We start from the raw sequence: 17,152 nt of genomic DNA, 5'->3' as shown, positions 1-17,152 counted from the left end.
TTAAGCAGTGTCAAGTTTTCCATCATATAGCTTTTCCTTTTCGAAAGTGTCGTTTTTCATATTTTGCTTAATCCATGAAAGACAGACCGTGAAGTTTTCGAATATATGCTTTTCAGGGATTAGGTTCGGAATGATTTTAACCCTTTCCATCATATACCGCGGTTGTTTTAAGACATCCACAAAAAGCACTGTTATGTTAGATTTTTTCAAATCTATCATGACATCTTCCAAAGTATACAAGCCCGATTGATCCATGTATTGCATTCGTCCCATTCGCACAATCACCGTGTTCGCCGTTCTCGGAATTTGATCGGCCAACAATTGAAACTCGCTGGTAGATCCAAAGAACAATGGACCTTTAAGATGTTTAATGAAAACCATTTCTTTTAGATCCTCTGGAAAAGCTGCCTCATCTGCCCAACCTTTTTCTCTTTTTAAGGTTTTAACATCGGACCGTTCCGCTGTTAGGTCCCCCATTTTTTTCATGAACATCAAAGAAGCGATAACCAAGCCCACCCCAACGGCGTATACCAAGTTCCAAACGGATGACAATACCAGTACCACCAACATGATTACGACTTCCATACTAAATTTAATTGGACCTATCTTGGCGTCTTTCGGTAAAAATGGAATAGCATTTAATCCTTTATAATCCATAACACCTATACCTACTGTTACCAAAATTCCAGCGAGTACGGCTGCTGGTATCTGTGAAGCTACAGGGCCTAAAGCCAGTAGAACTACCAAAAGTAGAACTCCTGCAATCATACCAGATAACCGAGTCCTTCCACCCGCATTGATATTGACTACTGTGCGTATGGTCGCACCTGCACCAGGAATGCCCCCGAAAACGGCCGCGATACTATTTCCTATACCCTGTCCGATTAACTCTTTGTTTGGTCGGTGTTTTGTCTTGGTCATATTATCGGCGACCACCGAAGTCAATAAGGAATCTATAGCCCCCAAGAGCGCCAAAGTCAATGCCGTAAAAACGTAGGGTGTAACCACGCCTAATTCAAATTCCGTAAAGATGCTGAAATTAGGTATAGGGAAACCACTAGGTATTTGTTCTATAGGGCGGTAATCCAATTTGAAGCCGTATGCAACTCCGGATACTACCAATAAGGCGACCAGAGCACTAGGTATTGAGGTTGTGATTTTCTTGAAACCGTAGATTATAAAAATAGTAGCTAAGGCCAAAGCCAATTCTAGCCAATTGATGTTTTGCAAAGCCCTTGGTAACATCTGAAAAGCACCGATAACACCCGATGCTTCGTTGTTGGCCAATGTTCTGGACTCCTTTAGGATATCGGTCTCTGTAATCTTATTCGCCCGAGTTATGGTTTCCTCAAAATCTTCCAGCACCAAAATATTTTCTCCAGTCTCCTCTTTAAGAATATTACTTAATATGATTTCTTCAGCCTCTGGTTTAAAGCGTTCTACAAACTCAGCATCCTCTTTAGGATAGTAACCTATTGCCGGCATAATTTGGGTGACCAATATAATAACCCCAATAGCGGTCATAAACCCTGAAACGACAGGATAGGGGATATAGCGAATGTATTTGCCGATTCCGACCAACCCCAAACCTATTTGCATTAGCCCCGCTAGTAAAAAGACCAAAAGAATGGCGGGCAATGCCTTCTCAAGACTTCCATCGTTTACAGCTACAATTCCAGCAATGACCACCATACTAACAGCTGTCATGGGGGCAGTCGGCCCCGAAATTTGGGTGTTCGTACCTCCAAAAAGTGCTGCAAAAAAACTTATAAAAATAGCGCCATAGAGGCCTGCGCTTGGTCCCATACCTGAACTAACGCCAAATGCCAATGCTAAAGGTAGGGCGACGATACCCGCTGTAATTCCGCCAAAAAGGTCGCCTCTTATATTGGTAAATATTTTTTTCATATTGTTTTGTGTTTCTTTTAGAGCAAAAAATTAAATGTGTTCTTGATTAATAAGAGTTCACTTCTTCCCATTACTGCAATAGCTGCCAATTGATGACAGTTCCAAATATTAAATCGTGAATACCATTTGGTGGTTAGTAAAAGTTGCCTATTAGCCTAACCATGTAGGGCGAGAACGGGAATATCTTTGAAGTAACCCAACTTACCAAGAGATGTTTTGCCAAAACCCAAGGTCTCCCAAACTGAAGGTTTTTTATCCACATAGCTTATCATATTACTGTCCTTAATTTCAATAAAACAGCTTAGGGCAGATGACATCTTTACATCATGAAGCACATTGAAATCATGATCTATACCTTTTAGATGTTTTTGTATTAGTGCTTTGTTTTTTTTCTGCTGTACGGTCATTTTTTCATTATCGGTCAAACTCAAGATTCGAACACTTGAATTATTCATTTTGGCAATTTCGAAAAGATGTTTTACTTCTGAGATATCAAAATCCGTGTTAAAGTTGCAGGCCAAGACAATCTCTTCGGGCTGGTCGAATACTGCATTTTTTGGAACTACAAGAACAGGACATTTTCGGATACTCTCAATAATACCTAAAGTATTTTCTCCATACTTGCCTTTTCGTTTATTAGTGATTCCCTTTGCACCCATAACAACCATATCGATTTGGAGACTAACGGCCAGAATTTTTACAGCATCTAAAAATCGTTCAGATCTGGATATCAAATGAAAGCAATGTTTTAAGTTCTTATCATTTCTTGAAAGCTTTATCAAAATATCTCCCAGACCTTCCTTAGATTGATTTTCGGATAATTTATTGAACGCTTCGTCAGGATCCAATAGCGCATAACTGTCCAAACCGTAAACGTCCTTGCCGTAGGTATTCAGAATGTAAAAATCGCATTCCTGATTTTCGTAGAGTTTTATTGCATATTGAATTGCTTTCCAAGAACTAATTGAAAAATCGGTGGCTAATAGAATCCTTTTTTGCATGACATTTAATTTTATGATTATGACATTCATCAATTTGAACGAAGCGTTATATCTAGCACATCAGACCATTTTTACTTTTGATAAAATTTTAGAAAGCACGTTGGTTTTTATACTTCTATAATTTTTTAAATGTTTTAAATAGCCATTCCTATTCTTTTCATGATGGTTCAAATAGTAAGCATCACATTCCGTAGTATCACATTCTATGGCTTTACCCAGCGTGCTCTCATAACGATGTAGCATAGCAAGGCGTAAAGTGTTTTCCCTTCGCACCGTAAGTAACTGTCGATAGAGTTCTGAATTATGCACTAGCTGCTCTTCAAGACTTAAAAGGTATTCCAATTCCTCGTTTACATAGGAAAGATCATCTGTCCAAACAGTTACTTCTGACTTATCTTTTTTAATCATGATCTGGTTGTCCGATTCGTGTGCATAAAATGTTTTTAGTTCGCTCATAATACAATGTCTAATTTTATATGTTTTTTCTCTTGAACTACTTTCTCTATGGTCAAGTGTTGTTCGCCCGATGGAAATTCCCAAACAATGCTGTCTCCTTCCGCATATCCCATTACCGCGGCACCCATGGGTGTTGAAATGGAAATTTTATCCTCTTTCACATTACTCTCCTTAGGAAGTACTACCTGAAATGTTCGCTTCCATCCCTTTTTCGAACCTATAGTGACTACGGAGTTGAAGCGGACCAAATCATAAGGCATTTCAGCATCATCCATGATATTGGCGGTCTCTAGTTCGCATAACAGTTTATTTACGGACTTTCGAAATGTTTCGTCTTTATAGTAGCCGGACAGGTTCATCAAACGCTTCAACAGCACATACTCCTTTTTCTCGATTACTAGATTTCCGTACTTCATGATCTTCTATTTATGATTTTAAATTCCTTTTATAACACTCTCTAAATTCAAGGGTTCGGTTTACGGGAAAATTCCGCGTTGTACATAAGCCTCTTCAAGGCGTTCGATGGCAATGATAAAGGCGGCGCTACGCATATCGACATTTCGAATTTTTGCCGTTTCCATGACTTTGAAAAACGATTCTTTCAGTTTCTTCTCCAGTTTGGCCATGACCTCGTCCAGTTGCCAAATTTCGCCATTGCGGTTCTGTAGCCATTCGAAATAACTACCGATGACCCCACCGGAGTTGCAAAGGATATCGGGAATGATGTCTATACCTTTTTTTAACAGAATTTCCTCCGCCTCAACGTCCGTAGGACCATTGGCACCTTCAGCAATCAGATATGCTTTTATTTTCTTTGCATTGTCAGCTGTAATCTGGTTGCCCAAGGCGGCAGGAACGATTATATCGCAGTCCAATCCAAAAAATTCGCTGCTATCCAGCGATTTGGCACCGGCAAAACCATAAATACTTCTGTTGTTGGCGTCGGAATAGGCTAAAAGACTGTCCACCGAAATACCTTTTTCATTCAGTATAGTTCCAGAGGCGTCCTGAACCGCAGTCAGGATAGCACCTTCCTTTTCCAAGAAATGGGATGTCCAATAGCCCACGTTTCCAAAGCCTTGTACTATAAATTTCCTATTCCTTAAATCGACTTTCTTCTGTTCGGCCCAAAATTTTATGGTCAAGAAAACACCATATCCGGTTGCCCTATCGCGTCCTTCGGAACCTCCCGCGCCTATTGGTTTTCCGGTAACGACATGCATGTTCATGGAACGTTCTGCAGGTGGCTTCGTTGACATGTAGGTATCTAAGATCCAAGCCATGGTTTGAGCGTTTGTGTTCACATCCGGAGCCGGAATATCCAACTCGGGACCAATATTATCCCCTAATGCGTATGTGAATCTACGTGTGATACGTTCCAATTCGCTATGCGAATATTTTTTAGGATTGAGTTGAATCCCTCCTTTGGCCCCGCCGTACGGCAATCCCGCCAACGAAGTTTTCCAGGTCATCCACATGGCCAAAGCCCGGGCTGCATCGATGTCAACGGTCGCATGATAGCGTAGACCGCCTTTGTAGGGTCCCAATGCATTGTTATGTTGAACGCGATAGCCCGTAAACACTTCTACTTCGCCATTATCCATCCGCACTGGGAAATGTACAACAAGTTCGTTGTTGGTCATTTCTAATATTTTTCGGATGTTAGGATTGAGATCAATACTATCCGCCGCATGATTGAACTGGCGCATGACGTTTTCCAACATACCCTGTTTCAGTACCCTTTTCTTTTTTAGTGTTTTTGTTACCATTGGTTTTATATTAATACAAGATTTTTATTGTTTTCCCCATCACTACTTCTCAATATTTCTATGGGTACTTTAGTTATCTGTGGATACTCCTCGTCCAATCTGTGCAGATATTCGCTACAGGAGCTGATGTTGCTTTTGTCCGTTGTTAGCGAACAAAACGATACGTAACTACAGGTGGAACAGACACTTCGTTTATAATTTTTCATAGCTACTCTATTTTATAGACTGCAATTCGCTTTTATTTTTCCCTAGTTCAGATTGCGATGTTTTAAGCGGATAAAAGACCAGGGCCATCATCGCAATACCGATGATGATCATAAAGGCCACTTCGAGTTTTGAGAGCATGATGTTCATTCCCAGCGACTTTTGTGAGAGTTGTGTTAGTTGCTCACTTTCGGATAACTGTATTTTGGCAAGGGCATCTAGACTTGGTTTTATTTCGTTAAGTGTATTCTCTGCAATGATGCCCAACCCTGCATCTATATTGGTCGAAGGACTAATGATTCTCTTTTCTAGGTCTTGCAGCTTTCCGAATTGTACATTTAATGTATTAAGGTGTTTTTGTTCATCAAGGGTCAATTCCGTTTTTCCAAAATCAATAAGAAGTTGCCCCACTTTTTCATTTTGCGATGTGTCGGGAAGGTCATTTTTAACCAATTCAAGTTCTTTGTTATGGAAAATAGCACTCAATTGGTAGATGTAGTCCTGAACTATCACACGGTCTTTATGGACCGAATTGACCGTTGTCTGGATGTTTGAAAAATGTCTTTGGTCCAACCTGTTGGAACCTAACACCAATAGAAATGCCATGGCCATTATAAATCCTGTCTGAATTCTTTGTGATACTGTGAGTTTTGCAAACATGGTTTCTATATTTTAAATGTTATTAATCTTATTTCTTGGTCAAATTTTTTTTGGGTAAAAACCCACCTAGTCTTGTCTTTTATTCGAGCAAAACAAACTCTGGTAGACCAGGCGGGCCTCATTAACCAACCAACTAAAATTTTATAATACCTCCAACTCCCCGGACTCCAGGGCTTCTTTGAAATCTGCAGACACTACGGTGTGGCTTCCAAAGAAACGGTTCCCATCCGTGCGCTTGATTTTAACTAAAGTTGTACCATCTTTTTTTTCTTTTACGGATGTCACAACTACTTTTTCCCCTTCTGCTCTTTTATAATTGGCGATACCACCTCTTTTTATAATGAAGTTCGCTCTGGGGAATTTGATGTGTTGGTATATATTCGTCTCAGGTTTACCGATTTCAAAAACGTCACCGACTTGAACATCGGTCGCTTTTTGGTCAAGGGTAACTTGCGCATTTAACATACTAACTGAAAATAAAAGGGCAATTGCATACTTGATCATATCTATATATTTAGGGTTAATGAATTACTATATCCTTTTGGCAAGGATTCTTTGATGATATCTTCTGAGATATCTATTTTAACTTTCTTCTTACGTTGTTCTACTTTTTTAATGGTTAGTGTTAAAACGCTTCCGGGAAGGCCAAACTGGATTTTATCCCCTTCTGATAACCCTATAAGGGAAGCTCCCAAACTGCTTAGCACGGAAATTTTATTCCTTTTTATATTTTCTTCGCTCGGGGGAACTATCTGAAAGGGCTTTTGCCATTTTGATTTACATTTCACGGTGATTTTAGCGTATAATTGGGCAATGTCAGCGGGTACATGGTCTAGTTCCAGTATCATGGAATTATTCATGTTCGTTTCTAAGATTTCTAAATTATTCTTATGTGAATAATCCTCAGTGGCATAATCTTTTAGCTGATATTGTTTTATCATAACAAAATCTTCTTTGCTGAATACAAGGCTCCCGTACTTCATCTTTTTCATTTTACAGGTTTAACTTCATTATTATACTTTCTGGTCTTTATCTTATGAATAGAGTAACTCTTTTTTTCAAGGGATTTTCTTGTATTTTGAATTGATGGTATAAACAGTAACATTTTGTATCATTTATATTCGTACCATAAAAAGCAAATGGCATGCCCCTAAAGGTTAGAGCGCATGCCAAAAAATATAACTTACTTAAAATCAGTAATATATAATTTTAATTTTAGTGAAGATGATTATTTGAACTGAGGAGAAATTCACCAAATGGGGAAATTATACGCAGTTGACTAATCCAGTTTATCGCGCAAAGTCTTACGATCTATTTGAAGAATTTCGGCCGCTTTGGTCTTGTTACCTTGGGTATGGTTAAGTACCTTTTTTACATACTCTTTTTCCATTTCTCGTAGGGGAAGGAAACCTGTATCAGGAAAGTCGATTTGATATTTCAATAAATCGGGGAGGTCTTTAATATCGATTATCCCATCAGACATTATTATTGACCTTTGGATGCTATTTTCAAGTTCTCGAATATTGCCCGGCCAATGGTAACGCTCTAGAATTTGTAATGCTTCCGGAGAGATACGAAGTAGGCGGTCTTTATATTCAACACCATATTTTCGCAAGAACTTTTCGACCAATAAGGGAATATCCGATTTACGTTCTCGTAAAGGTGGTACATCAATTTCAACAACGGTCAAACGATAATAAAGATCTTCCCTAAAGTCTTTGTTCTTGATTTCTTCCAATAGATTAGCATTGGTAGCTGCGATAATACGAATATCTACCTTTTCTACCTTTCGGGAACCGACTTTTGTTATTTCCTTTTCTTGTAGGGCACGTAACAACTTTGTTTGTACCGCCAAAGATGCGGTTCCTATTTCGTCTAAAAACAATGTACCACCTTGAGCGGACTGAAAGAATCCGTTACGATTTTCGTTCGCTCCGGTAAACGCTCCCTTTATATACCCGAAGAGTTCGGCCTCTTGCAAGTTCTCGGGAATGGCACCGCAATTGACCGCAATAAATGGTGCTCGGGAAAACTTACCGGAATAATGAATGGCGCGTGCTACGAGTTCTTTTCCCGTACCGCTCTCGCCTTTTATCAAAACCGTAGCCTTGTTATCTTTTACCCTTTCAATAATGTCGGTCACTTTGAGGAAGGCTTCTGATTCACCGATCATATCAGAATAACTATTCGCCTTTGTACTTGCGCTTTTAGGTTTAGGAACTCTCTGACCTGCCACCTGTTCAATTGCTTTTTGGACGGCTTTTTTCAGTTCTTCCTTTGTAAAAGGTTTGGTCAGATAATCAGTAGCACCAGATTTGAAGACCTCCAAAGCACCATCGACCGAAGGGAAACCGGTAACCACAAGTTTAGGCATTTCCGGATAATGTTCGTTCGTAAATTTCAGTAATTGGAGACCGTCGATTTCGGGCATTTGAATGTCCGTGATCAGCAAGTCTATTTGTGTATCTTTTAGGATAAAAAGTGCCTCTTTAACGGAAACGGCTTTGTAAGTATGATAGTCTATCGATTTCAGATGCCGCTGTAACAGCTCCAAAATATCGATGTCATCATCTACAATAAGAATGTTCTCTTTGCGTAACCTCATACCTACAATTTAGGAAAATCAATAGTAAAGATAGCTCCTTTGGGCGTATTGGATTCATAGGAAATACTACCTTTATGACTATTGATGATACCATGGACAACACTAAGCCCCAATCCAGAACCTTCTCCGATAGGTTTGGTCGTAAAAAAGGGCTCGAATATCTTATCTTCATTTTCAACGGCAACCCCTTTTCCTTCGTCCGAAATACGGATACGGATTACCTTTTCTTTTTCGGATATGTTTAGATCTATGTTTCCGTTTGTAGGGGAATAGTAGACCGCATTCATAATAAGATTGAACATTACCTGTGTTAATTGTACGGTATCTGCTCTAAGTGTCATGGAATCGTTGCTGAACGAGGCGGCGAGGTTTATCTTTTTTTCGCGTAGGGAAGGGGCAAGTAACTTTAATACACTTTCTATAACGGGCTTCAATAGGACGGGTTTCATTTCCTGCGGCATTTCACAGGCGAAGAACATCAGTTTTTTTACGATTTCGCGACTAAAAATGGCATTGTCCATAATCTTATTAAGGTCACGCACATTTTCTTCTTTGTTTACTTTTTCCTTCAAAAGTTCGGCAAATCCAAGAATATTGGCCAATGGTGTATTCAGCTCATGAGCGATACCAGCAGTGATCTCCCCAAGTATGTGCAAGCGGTCTGTACGTTCCATCTGTCGTCGAGTTGCAACTTCGCTATCATGGATTTGTTTACGTTCCATGAGGTTTCCGATGGCCAGACTAATATTGTCGAGTAAGGTCTTTTCTTCCTTCAAAAAATCGGAAACAGCATATTTTTCAGAGGGATAACCAACAACTATTTGTCCGTCTACTTTATTAAAGACTTTAATGTCCGATCTTATATTGACCATGTCAGAACGAAAGCCTTCGGTCTTCACATGGTACTCCCCTACAGATAGAAGTACCTCCGTAATATCTTCGAATTGCCAAGCCTTTTTAAAACAATGTACAATAGCCTTAAAAGAAGTTTCTAACTGATCGTAATCTGAATTTACGATGATGGAAGTTACCTCGTACAAACAGGTTAGTTCCTTTACACGTTCTTTTAGTTTGGCTTCGGCAATTGTCATTCTATAAAGGTCTTGATTATTGATAAGGAATAAAAATTTTATAGCAATTGTGGAGCAGTACCAGTAATTTGAACGAAAAGAGAAATATACTTGCAATTTTGATACCAACAATTTGTTCAATATAGCTCTAAGAACTAGAGATACCTATCACAAGACTGCGGATAACAACGAAAATAAAATAAAGGGGTTTGCGTAACATTTCAAAAATCCTTTTGTTTGGCTTTGTGTACCAATCTCCATATGGGCAGAACGGTCCATAAAATCAACATCAACATGGACATGAAGAGTCCTTGGTGTGTACCGAAGAATTGTTTGAAAACCGCTCCCGTATAACCCAAAAGTGCCGATATATCTAACTTTAATAGAATCAATGTCCGTGATAAATCTATAGGGTTGAACATGGTGGCAGCCAAAGAAAAACTATCCAATGGGTATTCTTTAAAAATAATCAAGGACATTAGGAATAGTCCATCATAGATGACAGCCAAAAACAACCATATAAGTACAGCGTACCCAAACCCCTTTATTTTATTTTCATTGGCGAGTGCAATATTAAAGGATAGCGCAGTAAAAATCAAGGTCAAAAAAGCACCTGTGACCAAGAGTAAAGAGAAATCAAAAATAGCGTCGCTTTTGAATAATCCATACAACACAAATGGAATTCCTAACCCCAATACCAAACTCATTGTTAGCGAACCTGCTACGCCCAAATACTGTCCAAAGAAAATAGAGGAACGTTTTACGGGTTGTGCCAATAGTAGTTCCGTAAATTCTTTGGAGTTATAGTAATACATAACCCCAAAAATAGTTCCAATAAGTGGCACCAGTATGATGATTATGTTCATTAGTGTTATCACGGCCTTGGAGACATCATTGTTCAAGAAGAGTAATACAAATCCCAGAATAAGATAGAATAGAAAGTACACATAGCTCCATCTGCTACGGATGAGGTCGTAAAAACTATATTTCAGGATTTTAAGCATGGTTAGGTGTGGTTGCTATGGCCGCAATGGCGTGTTCAAGATCAGTTTGTTGGGTCTTTTCCATTAAGGTGTCAATGGTTCCTTTGAAATATATTTTTCCTTCCAAAAGGTAAATGACGGTATCAGCTACCTCGGCTACAAATTGCATAATATGGGAAGTAACCAAAATGGTTTTCCCCTTCGATTTTTCTTTTTGTAGTAGCTTTTTTAAATGAATTAAAGAAGCGGGGTCCAGACCTGTGGTAGGCTCATCTAGAATGAGCAAAGGACAATCGAACATAAAGGTCAAAACAATATTTACTTTCTGTTTTGTACCTCCTGATAGTGTAGAAAGTTTTTTGTTTAAAAACGGTTCCAATTTAAAAAGTTCGATAAGTTCTTCTTCCTTACTTGGCATTTGGCGCAGATCCTTTATCATGCGAATCAATTCTTTGACTTTTAGATTGCCTGGAAAGTTTGCGATTTGAGGCAGATAATCAATATTTTTTCGATACTTCCAATTCTTTTTAATGGATATACCCCCAACTGAAATATTACCTTTATTGGGTACGACCATTCCCAAAATACTTTTAATCAACGTGGTTTTACCGGAGCCATTGGGTCCCAATACTGCGAAAATTCCTCCTTCTTCAATGGATAGGTCTAAACCTGAAAGAACTTCATTCTTCCCGAATTTTTTATAAAGATTTTCTACTTGTATCATTTTGATGGCTTCATTAGGGGGTTAGCATCCAATAGATTGTCTGGTGTAAATACCGGCGATACTTTTTCAGAAAAATCAATAATGTCCATAAATAGACTACGCAGTAGTACAATGGTTTCCGGGGTTTTATTTACGATGTAAGAAAAGAGTTTTACCGGGCGATAGGGTACATCACCAATTCCGTTCTTGTCCAAATCATAACCCGTATACTCACTCCAGTAGTTTTGATCGAAAACATTATCGTTCAACTTGCTATTATAGGAAATGTCAAAAGAATTATATAGAAAATTATTTCCACTAAAGCTATTTGTATAGCAAGCTCCAAGAACTTTTATAGCCCAGCCATTTTTGATGAAGTTATTGTTTATATATTTAATTCTATTAGAGCCTTCAATGTTGATGCCTATGGTATTTTCTTCAAAGGTATTGCCACTGATTTCTGCATCGTTGATTTCCTTTAGGAGCACTCCAAAGGCAGCAGTACCCCAGTTCTTTTTGAATGTATTTCCAGTCATTTTTATCCGTTTTGAAAACATTACCGCTACACCTGCGCCGTTGTTCTCAAAAGTATTGTTGGAATACACATCATCATTGGAAAACATAAAATGAAGCCCATAGCGTAGATTGTCCGTACTTGTATTATTCTTGATTGTAATATTGTCGGAGAACTCTAGATAAATTCCATCCCGCACATGTTGGACAATATTTTTTTCTACCTCCACATTTTTGGAATACCATAGTTGAATACCGTTACCGGAGTTGTACTCATCTATTGCATCACCTATTATCTTATTGTGATAGACCTTTCCGTTTTTGGATTTCTCCAGATAAATGCCAAAAAATAATTTTTCCAACACGACGTTTTGAATTACAAAATTTTCGCTTTCTACTACACGAATGGCGGCATAATCTGTAGTATAGCTTGTACCTACATTGATTATAAACAAACCATCTATGGTAACATTATCGGAAACTATTCTTATAATCTCACCCTGATCTTCACCATCAACTATAGGGTAGTTTTCGCCTAATAAGGTCAATGGTTTATTTACGAGAAGGTTATACTCTTTATAGGTGCCTTTTTTAATTAAAAGTGTATCGAAATCAGATGCTACCGTAATACCCTCCTTTATGGACCGTATATCACAATTAGCACAGATAGGAATGGTATTTCCCACGAGGCATTTGACCCATAGTAACAACATAAAGACGAGGACTCTTTCTGAATAAAACATCAGCGTATGATCAAAAATTTGGAATTTTCTTTTGCTACCACCCAATGCTCAGTTTGTTTGGGGAAGCTAAAATGTTGGTATTTTGATAGAGTATAAGATTCACCGTCAATATGAAATAGTATGGTCCCTTCTAAAACTATGAGCTGTGCATCCTTAGGAGAACTGTGGTTTGGAAAAACAGCATCCTTTTCAAGACTTATGCTCAAAATATCAAACTTTCCAGTTTCAACTACAATTTCGACTTGTAGCTTATCGTATTTTTGACCTGAAATCTGATTGCCTATTTCGTACATTTCTTCTATTTAAATCGGTTTCTTAATTCTTCCCAAGTCAATAGCTCACCTTCATTCTTTTCTTTTACATATTGAGCAACTTCTTTATTGGCAAAAGCTGATAGATATGCACCCATTGGACTTGGAATGTTTTTACTGATTAGATAGGTGGCTTTTGTTGCATCGATGGTTTCTCCCGGTTTATTATAGTCGTTCACTAGGAAAGTTGCCACTGTTGTTTTATCGATTTCCTTTAAATAGTTTAACATACACTCAGAAGCGTCAAAGGAATAACTCCTTCCTTTTTTGGTCATGAACTGTGCGGCATGTTGCTTATCTACAATAGTCATGCTACAGTAATGACAACTATCGGAGCCATATAAAATAGGTTTGGGTACATTGTTGCACGATGAAAGGATAATTGTGAAAAAAACGAAAAATATGATGTTTTTTTTCATGAGGTGGATAGTTTAGATAATTTTTCAGTTACCGTCTCCGTTCTATTTTTCCAACCGAAATAAAAAGCAACAAGCGTCAGCATCATTCCAACGAACATAAGCCATGCTCCCTTAGCCGGTAAAGAAGTAACCTTAAAATTCAACATATCGGCCTTTCCGAAAAGGGGTGGGCTATATGTCATTGGTGTTCCGTCCGGATTACTTAGTTTCATGATGGCATTGGGGTCTAGATTGGTGCCGTAATCAACCATCCACGCGTTAAAATCATACATTCCAAGAACACCTAAAACACTCATAAGTACAAACCATCCTAGGAACCATTTGTAGGTCACTTTCTTAAAATAACCCAAAAGTCCTATTATTACCCCCAAAGTAATCATTGTTCCTATTACTACCGGGAAAATACTGAACTCCCACATATCCTCTGGTTTGGGCAGGGTGCGCATACCTATATAGTGGTTTAACCCATCAATATTCTGTAAATCGAACTCGTTCATATCTCGAATACCGTCTATGTGAATGTTCATTCCTAAAGGCTCCGGGTACTGTGGGGCGCCCAACGTAATATTCCATAAGGGAAAGGAAAACAATCCCAATAGAAATAGAGGGCCTAACATCATTATGATACCTGCTTTTTTCATCTGCTAGTGTTTAAAAAAGTGGGCAGGTTTTGAACGCCACCCACTTTTTGCTTGAAAAAATTAATTTTATTTTATTCACCCAATGTATATGTAAGGGGTACATCGGAACCAGATGGAGATACTCTTACATATCCCTGCATTTCTTGATGTAAAGCGGAACAAAAATCGGTACAATAAAAAGGCCACACCCCAGGTTTTTTGGGTTCCCAAAGCGAAGTTTTCGTTTGCCCTGGCATTATTAGCAATTCAGAAGTATTCTGACCGATCATTGCAAAACCATGTGGCACATCAAAATCTTGTTCGTGATTTGTGATATGAAAATATACTTTGTCACCTACCTTGATGCCTTCAATATTATCCGGGGTAAAATGACTTCGGATGGTTGACATATATACATGCACCACATTGCCATCTCTTTCTACTCTAGCATCCGCAGGGTTTAGAACCGCGTATGGATGTTCGTTCTCTGTTAAACGATATATCTTCTTAGCCTTAGGAGCTAACAAATCAGCAGGTATACCGGCCGCATAGTGTGGTTCGCCGTGTGTTGGAAAATCATAGATTAATTCCATCTTATCCCCCGATATATCATAAATCTGGGCAGAGTGTTCCATTTCCGGTCCCACGGGCAAATACCTATCCTTGGTAATCTTGTTCATTGCAACCACATACTTGCCAAAAGGCTTGGCAGAATTTCCACCTGGAATCATCAAGTGACCTACGGAGTAGAAAGTGGGTTGTCTATCCAAAACTTCCCAAGTGCCCAACTTCCATTTTACTACCTCTGAAGAGATGAAGAAAGTCGTATATGCATTTCCTTGGCCGTCAAATTCGGTATGTAATGGGCCTAATCCACCACTTTTTACTACCCCGGCCAATACGTCTTCGAATTTTAAAATTGGAATTCCGTAAGCCTCTCCATCGAATTTTTTACCCTCGATTGCAGCAATCATATTGTCAAAGGAGTGAACGGTAAGGTCAGCCGATAATTTACCGTTTCCAATAATATACTGTCCACTTGGGTCAACATCGCAACCGTGTGGGGATTTAGGTGTGGGTAAAAAGAAAACGGCACCGGGTACTTTTGTTGGATCTACCGTCAATACTTCCTTCTTTATGGTTGATGTTGCTGTATGAGTGTGCTCATCATATACATTATGTGCATATTCTGCTGGCACTGTGGTGCCACCACCATTATTTACATATTCTTCTATTTTTTTCCAATTAATTGCGGCGATAAAATCCTTATCGTTTTGAGAAGAATTTACTTCCATCAATGAATTTGCTTCTTCGGTATTATAGGTGGTGAAGAAAAACCATCCATGGGATTTTCCGCGGCCAGGATGTGAAAGATCATAATTAAATCCTGGCATTAATAATTGGAATTTCAAGTCCAGACCACCATTTTCAGGGTCTACACTAATAAAGGACAATGCTCCTTTAAAATTACCTTTATATTCATTAATAGGCATATCACGTTGCGGAACGGGGACCGAAAAACGTGTTCCTGCTACTACATATTCCGTGTTTTCCGTAATAAAAGAAGAGCTATGGTTCCCTGCACTATTTGGAAGTTCTATAATTTCTTCTGTCTCAAACGTGCTCAAACTAACACGTGCTATGCGGGGGGTGTTATTACCATTTATAAAAATCCAACGGCCATCCAACTCCCCTTTGCTTTGGGAAATATCTGGGTGGTGCGAATCGTCCCAGGGAACAAAACCATAAGAGGTGTTCAGCATGGGTTTGGTTTCTTCTGAATATCCATATCCCGAGGTAGGAAACTGTGAAAACACAGGTATTTCTTTGAACATTCTACCGGAGGGTAGTCCATAAACAGTAATATTACCACTATAACCACCGGACATAAAGGCATAAAACTCATCGTGTTCTCCTGGTGCTACATAGGCTTTTTCAGCGGCACTTGAAGAAAGTGCTCCGTTGGAGGAACCATTACCATTGCCCTGGTTGCCACAACTTCCTATAAGAGCGGTTATTCCCAAGAGCATCATTATATACTTATACTTTTTCATTTGTATTTATTTAAATTGATTATAGTTGTTTTTACTCCGATGGTGGCAAAATCACTTTATCTACCACATGTACTATCCCGTTTCCTGCTGGAATACTGGCAATTATTTTTGCACCACCAACATATACATCGTCACCTTTAACTTCTACCGTAGTGTTCTGGTCATTGGCCTGCCCTAACTTCTTGAACTTCTTTAAAAACTCCTTATCATAGTTGCCTGCGGTAACATGGTGTTTTAAGATATTTGCCAAAGCAGCTTTGTTTTCTGGTTTCAATAAATCGGTAACGGTGCCTTCTGGCAAAGCATCAAAAGCTTCGTTGGTAGGTGCAAAGACCATTAAGGGACCTGCATTCACCAATGCATTTTCTAGACTGGCTGCTTGTACGGCGGCTACCAAGGTTGTATGATCAGGAGACCCAATGGCAATTTGAAGTACATTTGGTGTGGATTCGTCATCTTCTATAAAGGCTTGCCCTTGTTTTTCGCTATCCGCAGAAACTGAACTAGCGGCAGGAGAGGTCGTTTCCCCATTTTTAGCTTCGTTTTTACAATTAAGAAAGAGCATTAGTAGAAAGAATGAACCAATTAGAAATTTAAAATTAGTTGTTTCCATAGGTGTGATTATTTATAAGGTTCTAAAGTATTCAAGTATGGCCCGGGTTTCTTCTACGGTGAGGTTTTGATTGGCCATAGCGGCCCCGTTAAATTCAATCAACAAATCTTTGGCGCAACGATCCTGCTCCGTCATAAGTTTTGGGTCAAGGATCATATTCATTATCCACTCGGGACTTCTCCTTTCCATGATACCTTTTGGTGAGGGACCAATAAATCTTTTGTCAATCTTGTGACAAGCCGTGCAATTGGTCTTATAAATGGCTTCCCCCTTGGTGGCCATTTCCATATTAATTTCAGGGTCAAGTGTAATGTCCTTTATTTGGCCCACCCCTTTTTCATCTAGGGTAATACGCTGAGAAGCGGGGACTGCATCTGATTCCGGAACGGCTTCCATTGGTTTTTCTGTGGTTTTCTCCCGATCTACGCTAAAACCATCTTTTTTTTTCTCGTCTTTACCTCCGCAACTTAGAAGTAGGGTAGAAAAAACAATCGCTAAACTTCTGATTATAATTTTCATT

Annotated in this window: 20 protein-coding genes; all 20 read right to left on the bottom strand. The window is 39.0% G+C overall.

Features of this window, described 5'->3' with window-relative positions; genetic code table 11:
* Entirely contained in the window at nucleotides 1-1,908 is a 1,908-nt protein-coding gene (locus tag PP182_RS17320; protein WP_272652527.1) for a SulP family inorganic anion transporter, read from the bottom strand.
* Between the two features lie 155 nt (nucleotides 1,909-2,063).
* A complete protein-coding gene (locus PP182_RS17315) occupies nucleotides 2,064-2,909 on the bottom strand; it encodes a universal stress protein (protein WP_272652526.1) in 846 nt (281 codons plus the stop codon).
* 60 nt (nucleotides 2,910-2,969) lie between these two features.
* Entirely contained in the window at nucleotides 2,970-3,365 is a 396-nt protein-coding gene (locus PP182_RS17310; protein WP_272652525.1) for a hypothetical protein, read from the bottom strand.
* Nucleotides 3,362-3,781 carry a GreA/GreB family elongation factor gene (locus tag PP182_RS17305; protein ID WP_272652524.1) on the bottom strand — a complete coding sequence of 140 codons (420 nt, stop codon included), beginning with the start codon at nucleotides 3,779-3,781 and terminating at the stop codon, nucleotides 3,362-3,364. The genes PP182_RS17310 and PP182_RS17305 overlap by 4 nt, the downstream gene beginning before the upstream one ends.
* 60 nt (nucleotides 3,782-3,841) lie before the next feature.
* Complete coding sequence (locus PP182_RS17300) at nucleotides 3,842-5,134, bottom strand: Glu/Leu/Phe/Val family dehydrogenase (protein WP_272652523.1); 1,293 nt, start codon at nucleotides 5,132-5,134, stop codon at nucleotides 3,842-3,844.
* 5 nt (nucleotides 5,135-5,139) lie between these two features.
* Nucleotides 5,140-5,340: a hypothetical protein gene (locus PP182_RS17295; protein WP_272652522.1), complete on the bottom strand. Its 201-nt coding sequence runs from the start codon at nucleotides 5,338-5,340 to the stop codon at nucleotides 5,140-5,142.
* Between the two features lie 7 nt (nucleotides 5,341-5,347).
* Nucleotides 5,348-5,998 carry a hypothetical protein gene (locus tag PP182_RS17290; protein WP_272652521.1) on the bottom strand — a complete coding sequence of 217 codons (651 nt, stop codon included), beginning with the start codon at nucleotides 5,996-5,998 and terminating at the stop codon, nucleotides 5,348-5,350.
* 141 nt (nucleotides 5,999-6,139) lie between these two features.
* Nucleotides 6,140-6,502 (bottom strand): hypothetical protein, encoded by a 363-nt coding sequence (locus tag PP182_RS17285; protein ID WP_272652520.1) that lies wholly within the window; start codon nucleotides 6,500-6,502, stop codon nucleotides 6,140-6,142.
* Between the two features lie 2 nt (nucleotides 6,503-6,504).
* Nucleotides 6,505-6,990 carry a GreA/GreB family elongation factor gene (locus PP182_RS17280; RefSeq protein ID WP_272652519.1) on the bottom strand — a complete coding sequence of 162 codons (486 nt, stop codon included), beginning with the start codon at nucleotides 6,988-6,990 and terminating at the stop codon, nucleotides 6,505-6,507.
* 287 nt (nucleotides 6,991-7,277) lie between these two features.
* Entirely contained in the window at nucleotides 7,278-8,603 is a 1,326-nt protein-coding gene (locus PP182_RS17275; protein ID WP_272652518.1) for a sigma-54-dependent transcriptional regulator, read from the bottom strand.
* Nucleotides 8,604-8,605: 2 nt separating this feature from the next.
* Complete coding sequence (locus PP182_RS17270) at nucleotides 8,606-9,694, bottom strand: sensor histidine kinase (RefSeq protein ID WP_272652517.1); 1,089 nt, start codon at nucleotides 9,692-9,694, stop codon at nucleotides 8,606-8,608.
* Between the two features lie 200 nt (nucleotides 9,695-9,894).
* Nucleotides 9,895-10,677 (bottom strand): ABC transporter permease, encoded by a 783-nt coding sequence (locus PP182_RS17265; protein ID WP_272652516.1) that lies wholly within the window; start codon nucleotides 10,675-10,677, stop codon nucleotides 9,895-9,897.
* On the bottom strand, nucleotides 10,670-11,380 hold the full coding sequence (locus PP182_RS17260) for an ABC transporter ATP-binding protein (protein ID WP_272652515.1): 711 nt from the start codon (nucleotides 11,378-11,380) through the stop codon (nucleotides 10,670-10,672). Before PP182_RS17260 ends, PP182_RS17265 begins: the two co-directional genes overlap by 8 nt.
* On the bottom strand, nucleotides 11,377-12,585 hold the full coding sequence (locus PP182_RS17255) for a nitrous oxide reductase family maturation protein NosD (protein WP_272652514.1): 1,209 nt from the start codon (nucleotides 12,583-12,585) through the stop codon (nucleotides 11,377-11,379). The genes PP182_RS17260 and PP182_RS17255 overlap by 4 nt, the downstream gene beginning before the upstream one ends.
* 29 nt (nucleotides 12,586-12,614) lie before the next feature.
* The gene (locus PP182_RS17250; RefSeq protein WP_272652513.1) at nucleotides 12,615-12,908 is read right to left on the bottom strand and encodes a cupin domain-containing protein; all 294 of its coding nucleotides are present in this window, start codon (nucleotides 12,906-12,908) and stop codon (nucleotides 12,615-12,617) included.
* A gap of 5 nt (nucleotides 12,909-12,913) precedes the next feature.
* Entirely contained in the window at nucleotides 12,914-13,345 is a 432-nt protein-coding gene (locus PP182_RS17245; RefSeq protein ID WP_272652512.1) for a nitrous oxide reductase accessory protein NosL, read from the bottom strand.
* On the bottom strand, nucleotides 13,342-13,986 hold the full coding sequence (locus PP182_RS17240) for a hypothetical protein (RefSeq protein ID WP_272652511.1): 645 nt from the start codon (nucleotides 13,984-13,986) through the stop codon (nucleotides 13,342-13,344). The genes PP182_RS17245 and PP182_RS17240 overlap by 4 nt, the downstream gene beginning before the upstream one ends.
* A gap of 71 nt (nucleotides 13,987-14,057) precedes the next feature.
* On the bottom strand, nucleotides 14,058-16,019 hold the full coding sequence (gene nosZ, locus PP182_RS17235; RefSeq protein ID WP_272652510.1) for a Sec-dependent nitrous-oxide reductase: 1,962 nt from the start codon (nucleotides 16,017-16,019) through the stop codon (nucleotides 14,058-14,060).
* Between the two features lie 31 nt (nucleotides 16,020-16,050).
* The gene (locus PP182_RS17230; protein WP_272652509.1) at nucleotides 16,051-16,632 is read right to left on the bottom strand and encodes a fasciclin domain-containing protein; all 582 of its coding nucleotides are present in this window, start codon (nucleotides 16,630-16,632) and stop codon (nucleotides 16,051-16,053) included.
* 12 nt (nucleotides 16,633-16,644) lie between these two features.
* Nucleotides 16,645-17,151, bottom strand: a complete 507-nt coding sequence (locus PP182_RS17225; protein WP_272652508.1) for a c-type cytochrome — start codon at nucleotides 17,149-17,151, stop codon at nucleotides 16,645-16,647.
* Between the last annotated feature and the right edge of the window lies 1 nt (nucleotide 17,152).

Origin of the sequence: Maribacter sp. PR1, assembly GCF_028464145.1 — a bacterium.
Classification (GTDB): domain Bacteria; phylum Bacteroidota; class Bacteroidia; order Flavobacteriales; family Flavobacteriaceae; genus Maribacter.
The sequence above is the reverse complement of the archived record's forward strand: the minus strand, read 5'-3'. Positions and strand labels throughout refer to the sequence as shown.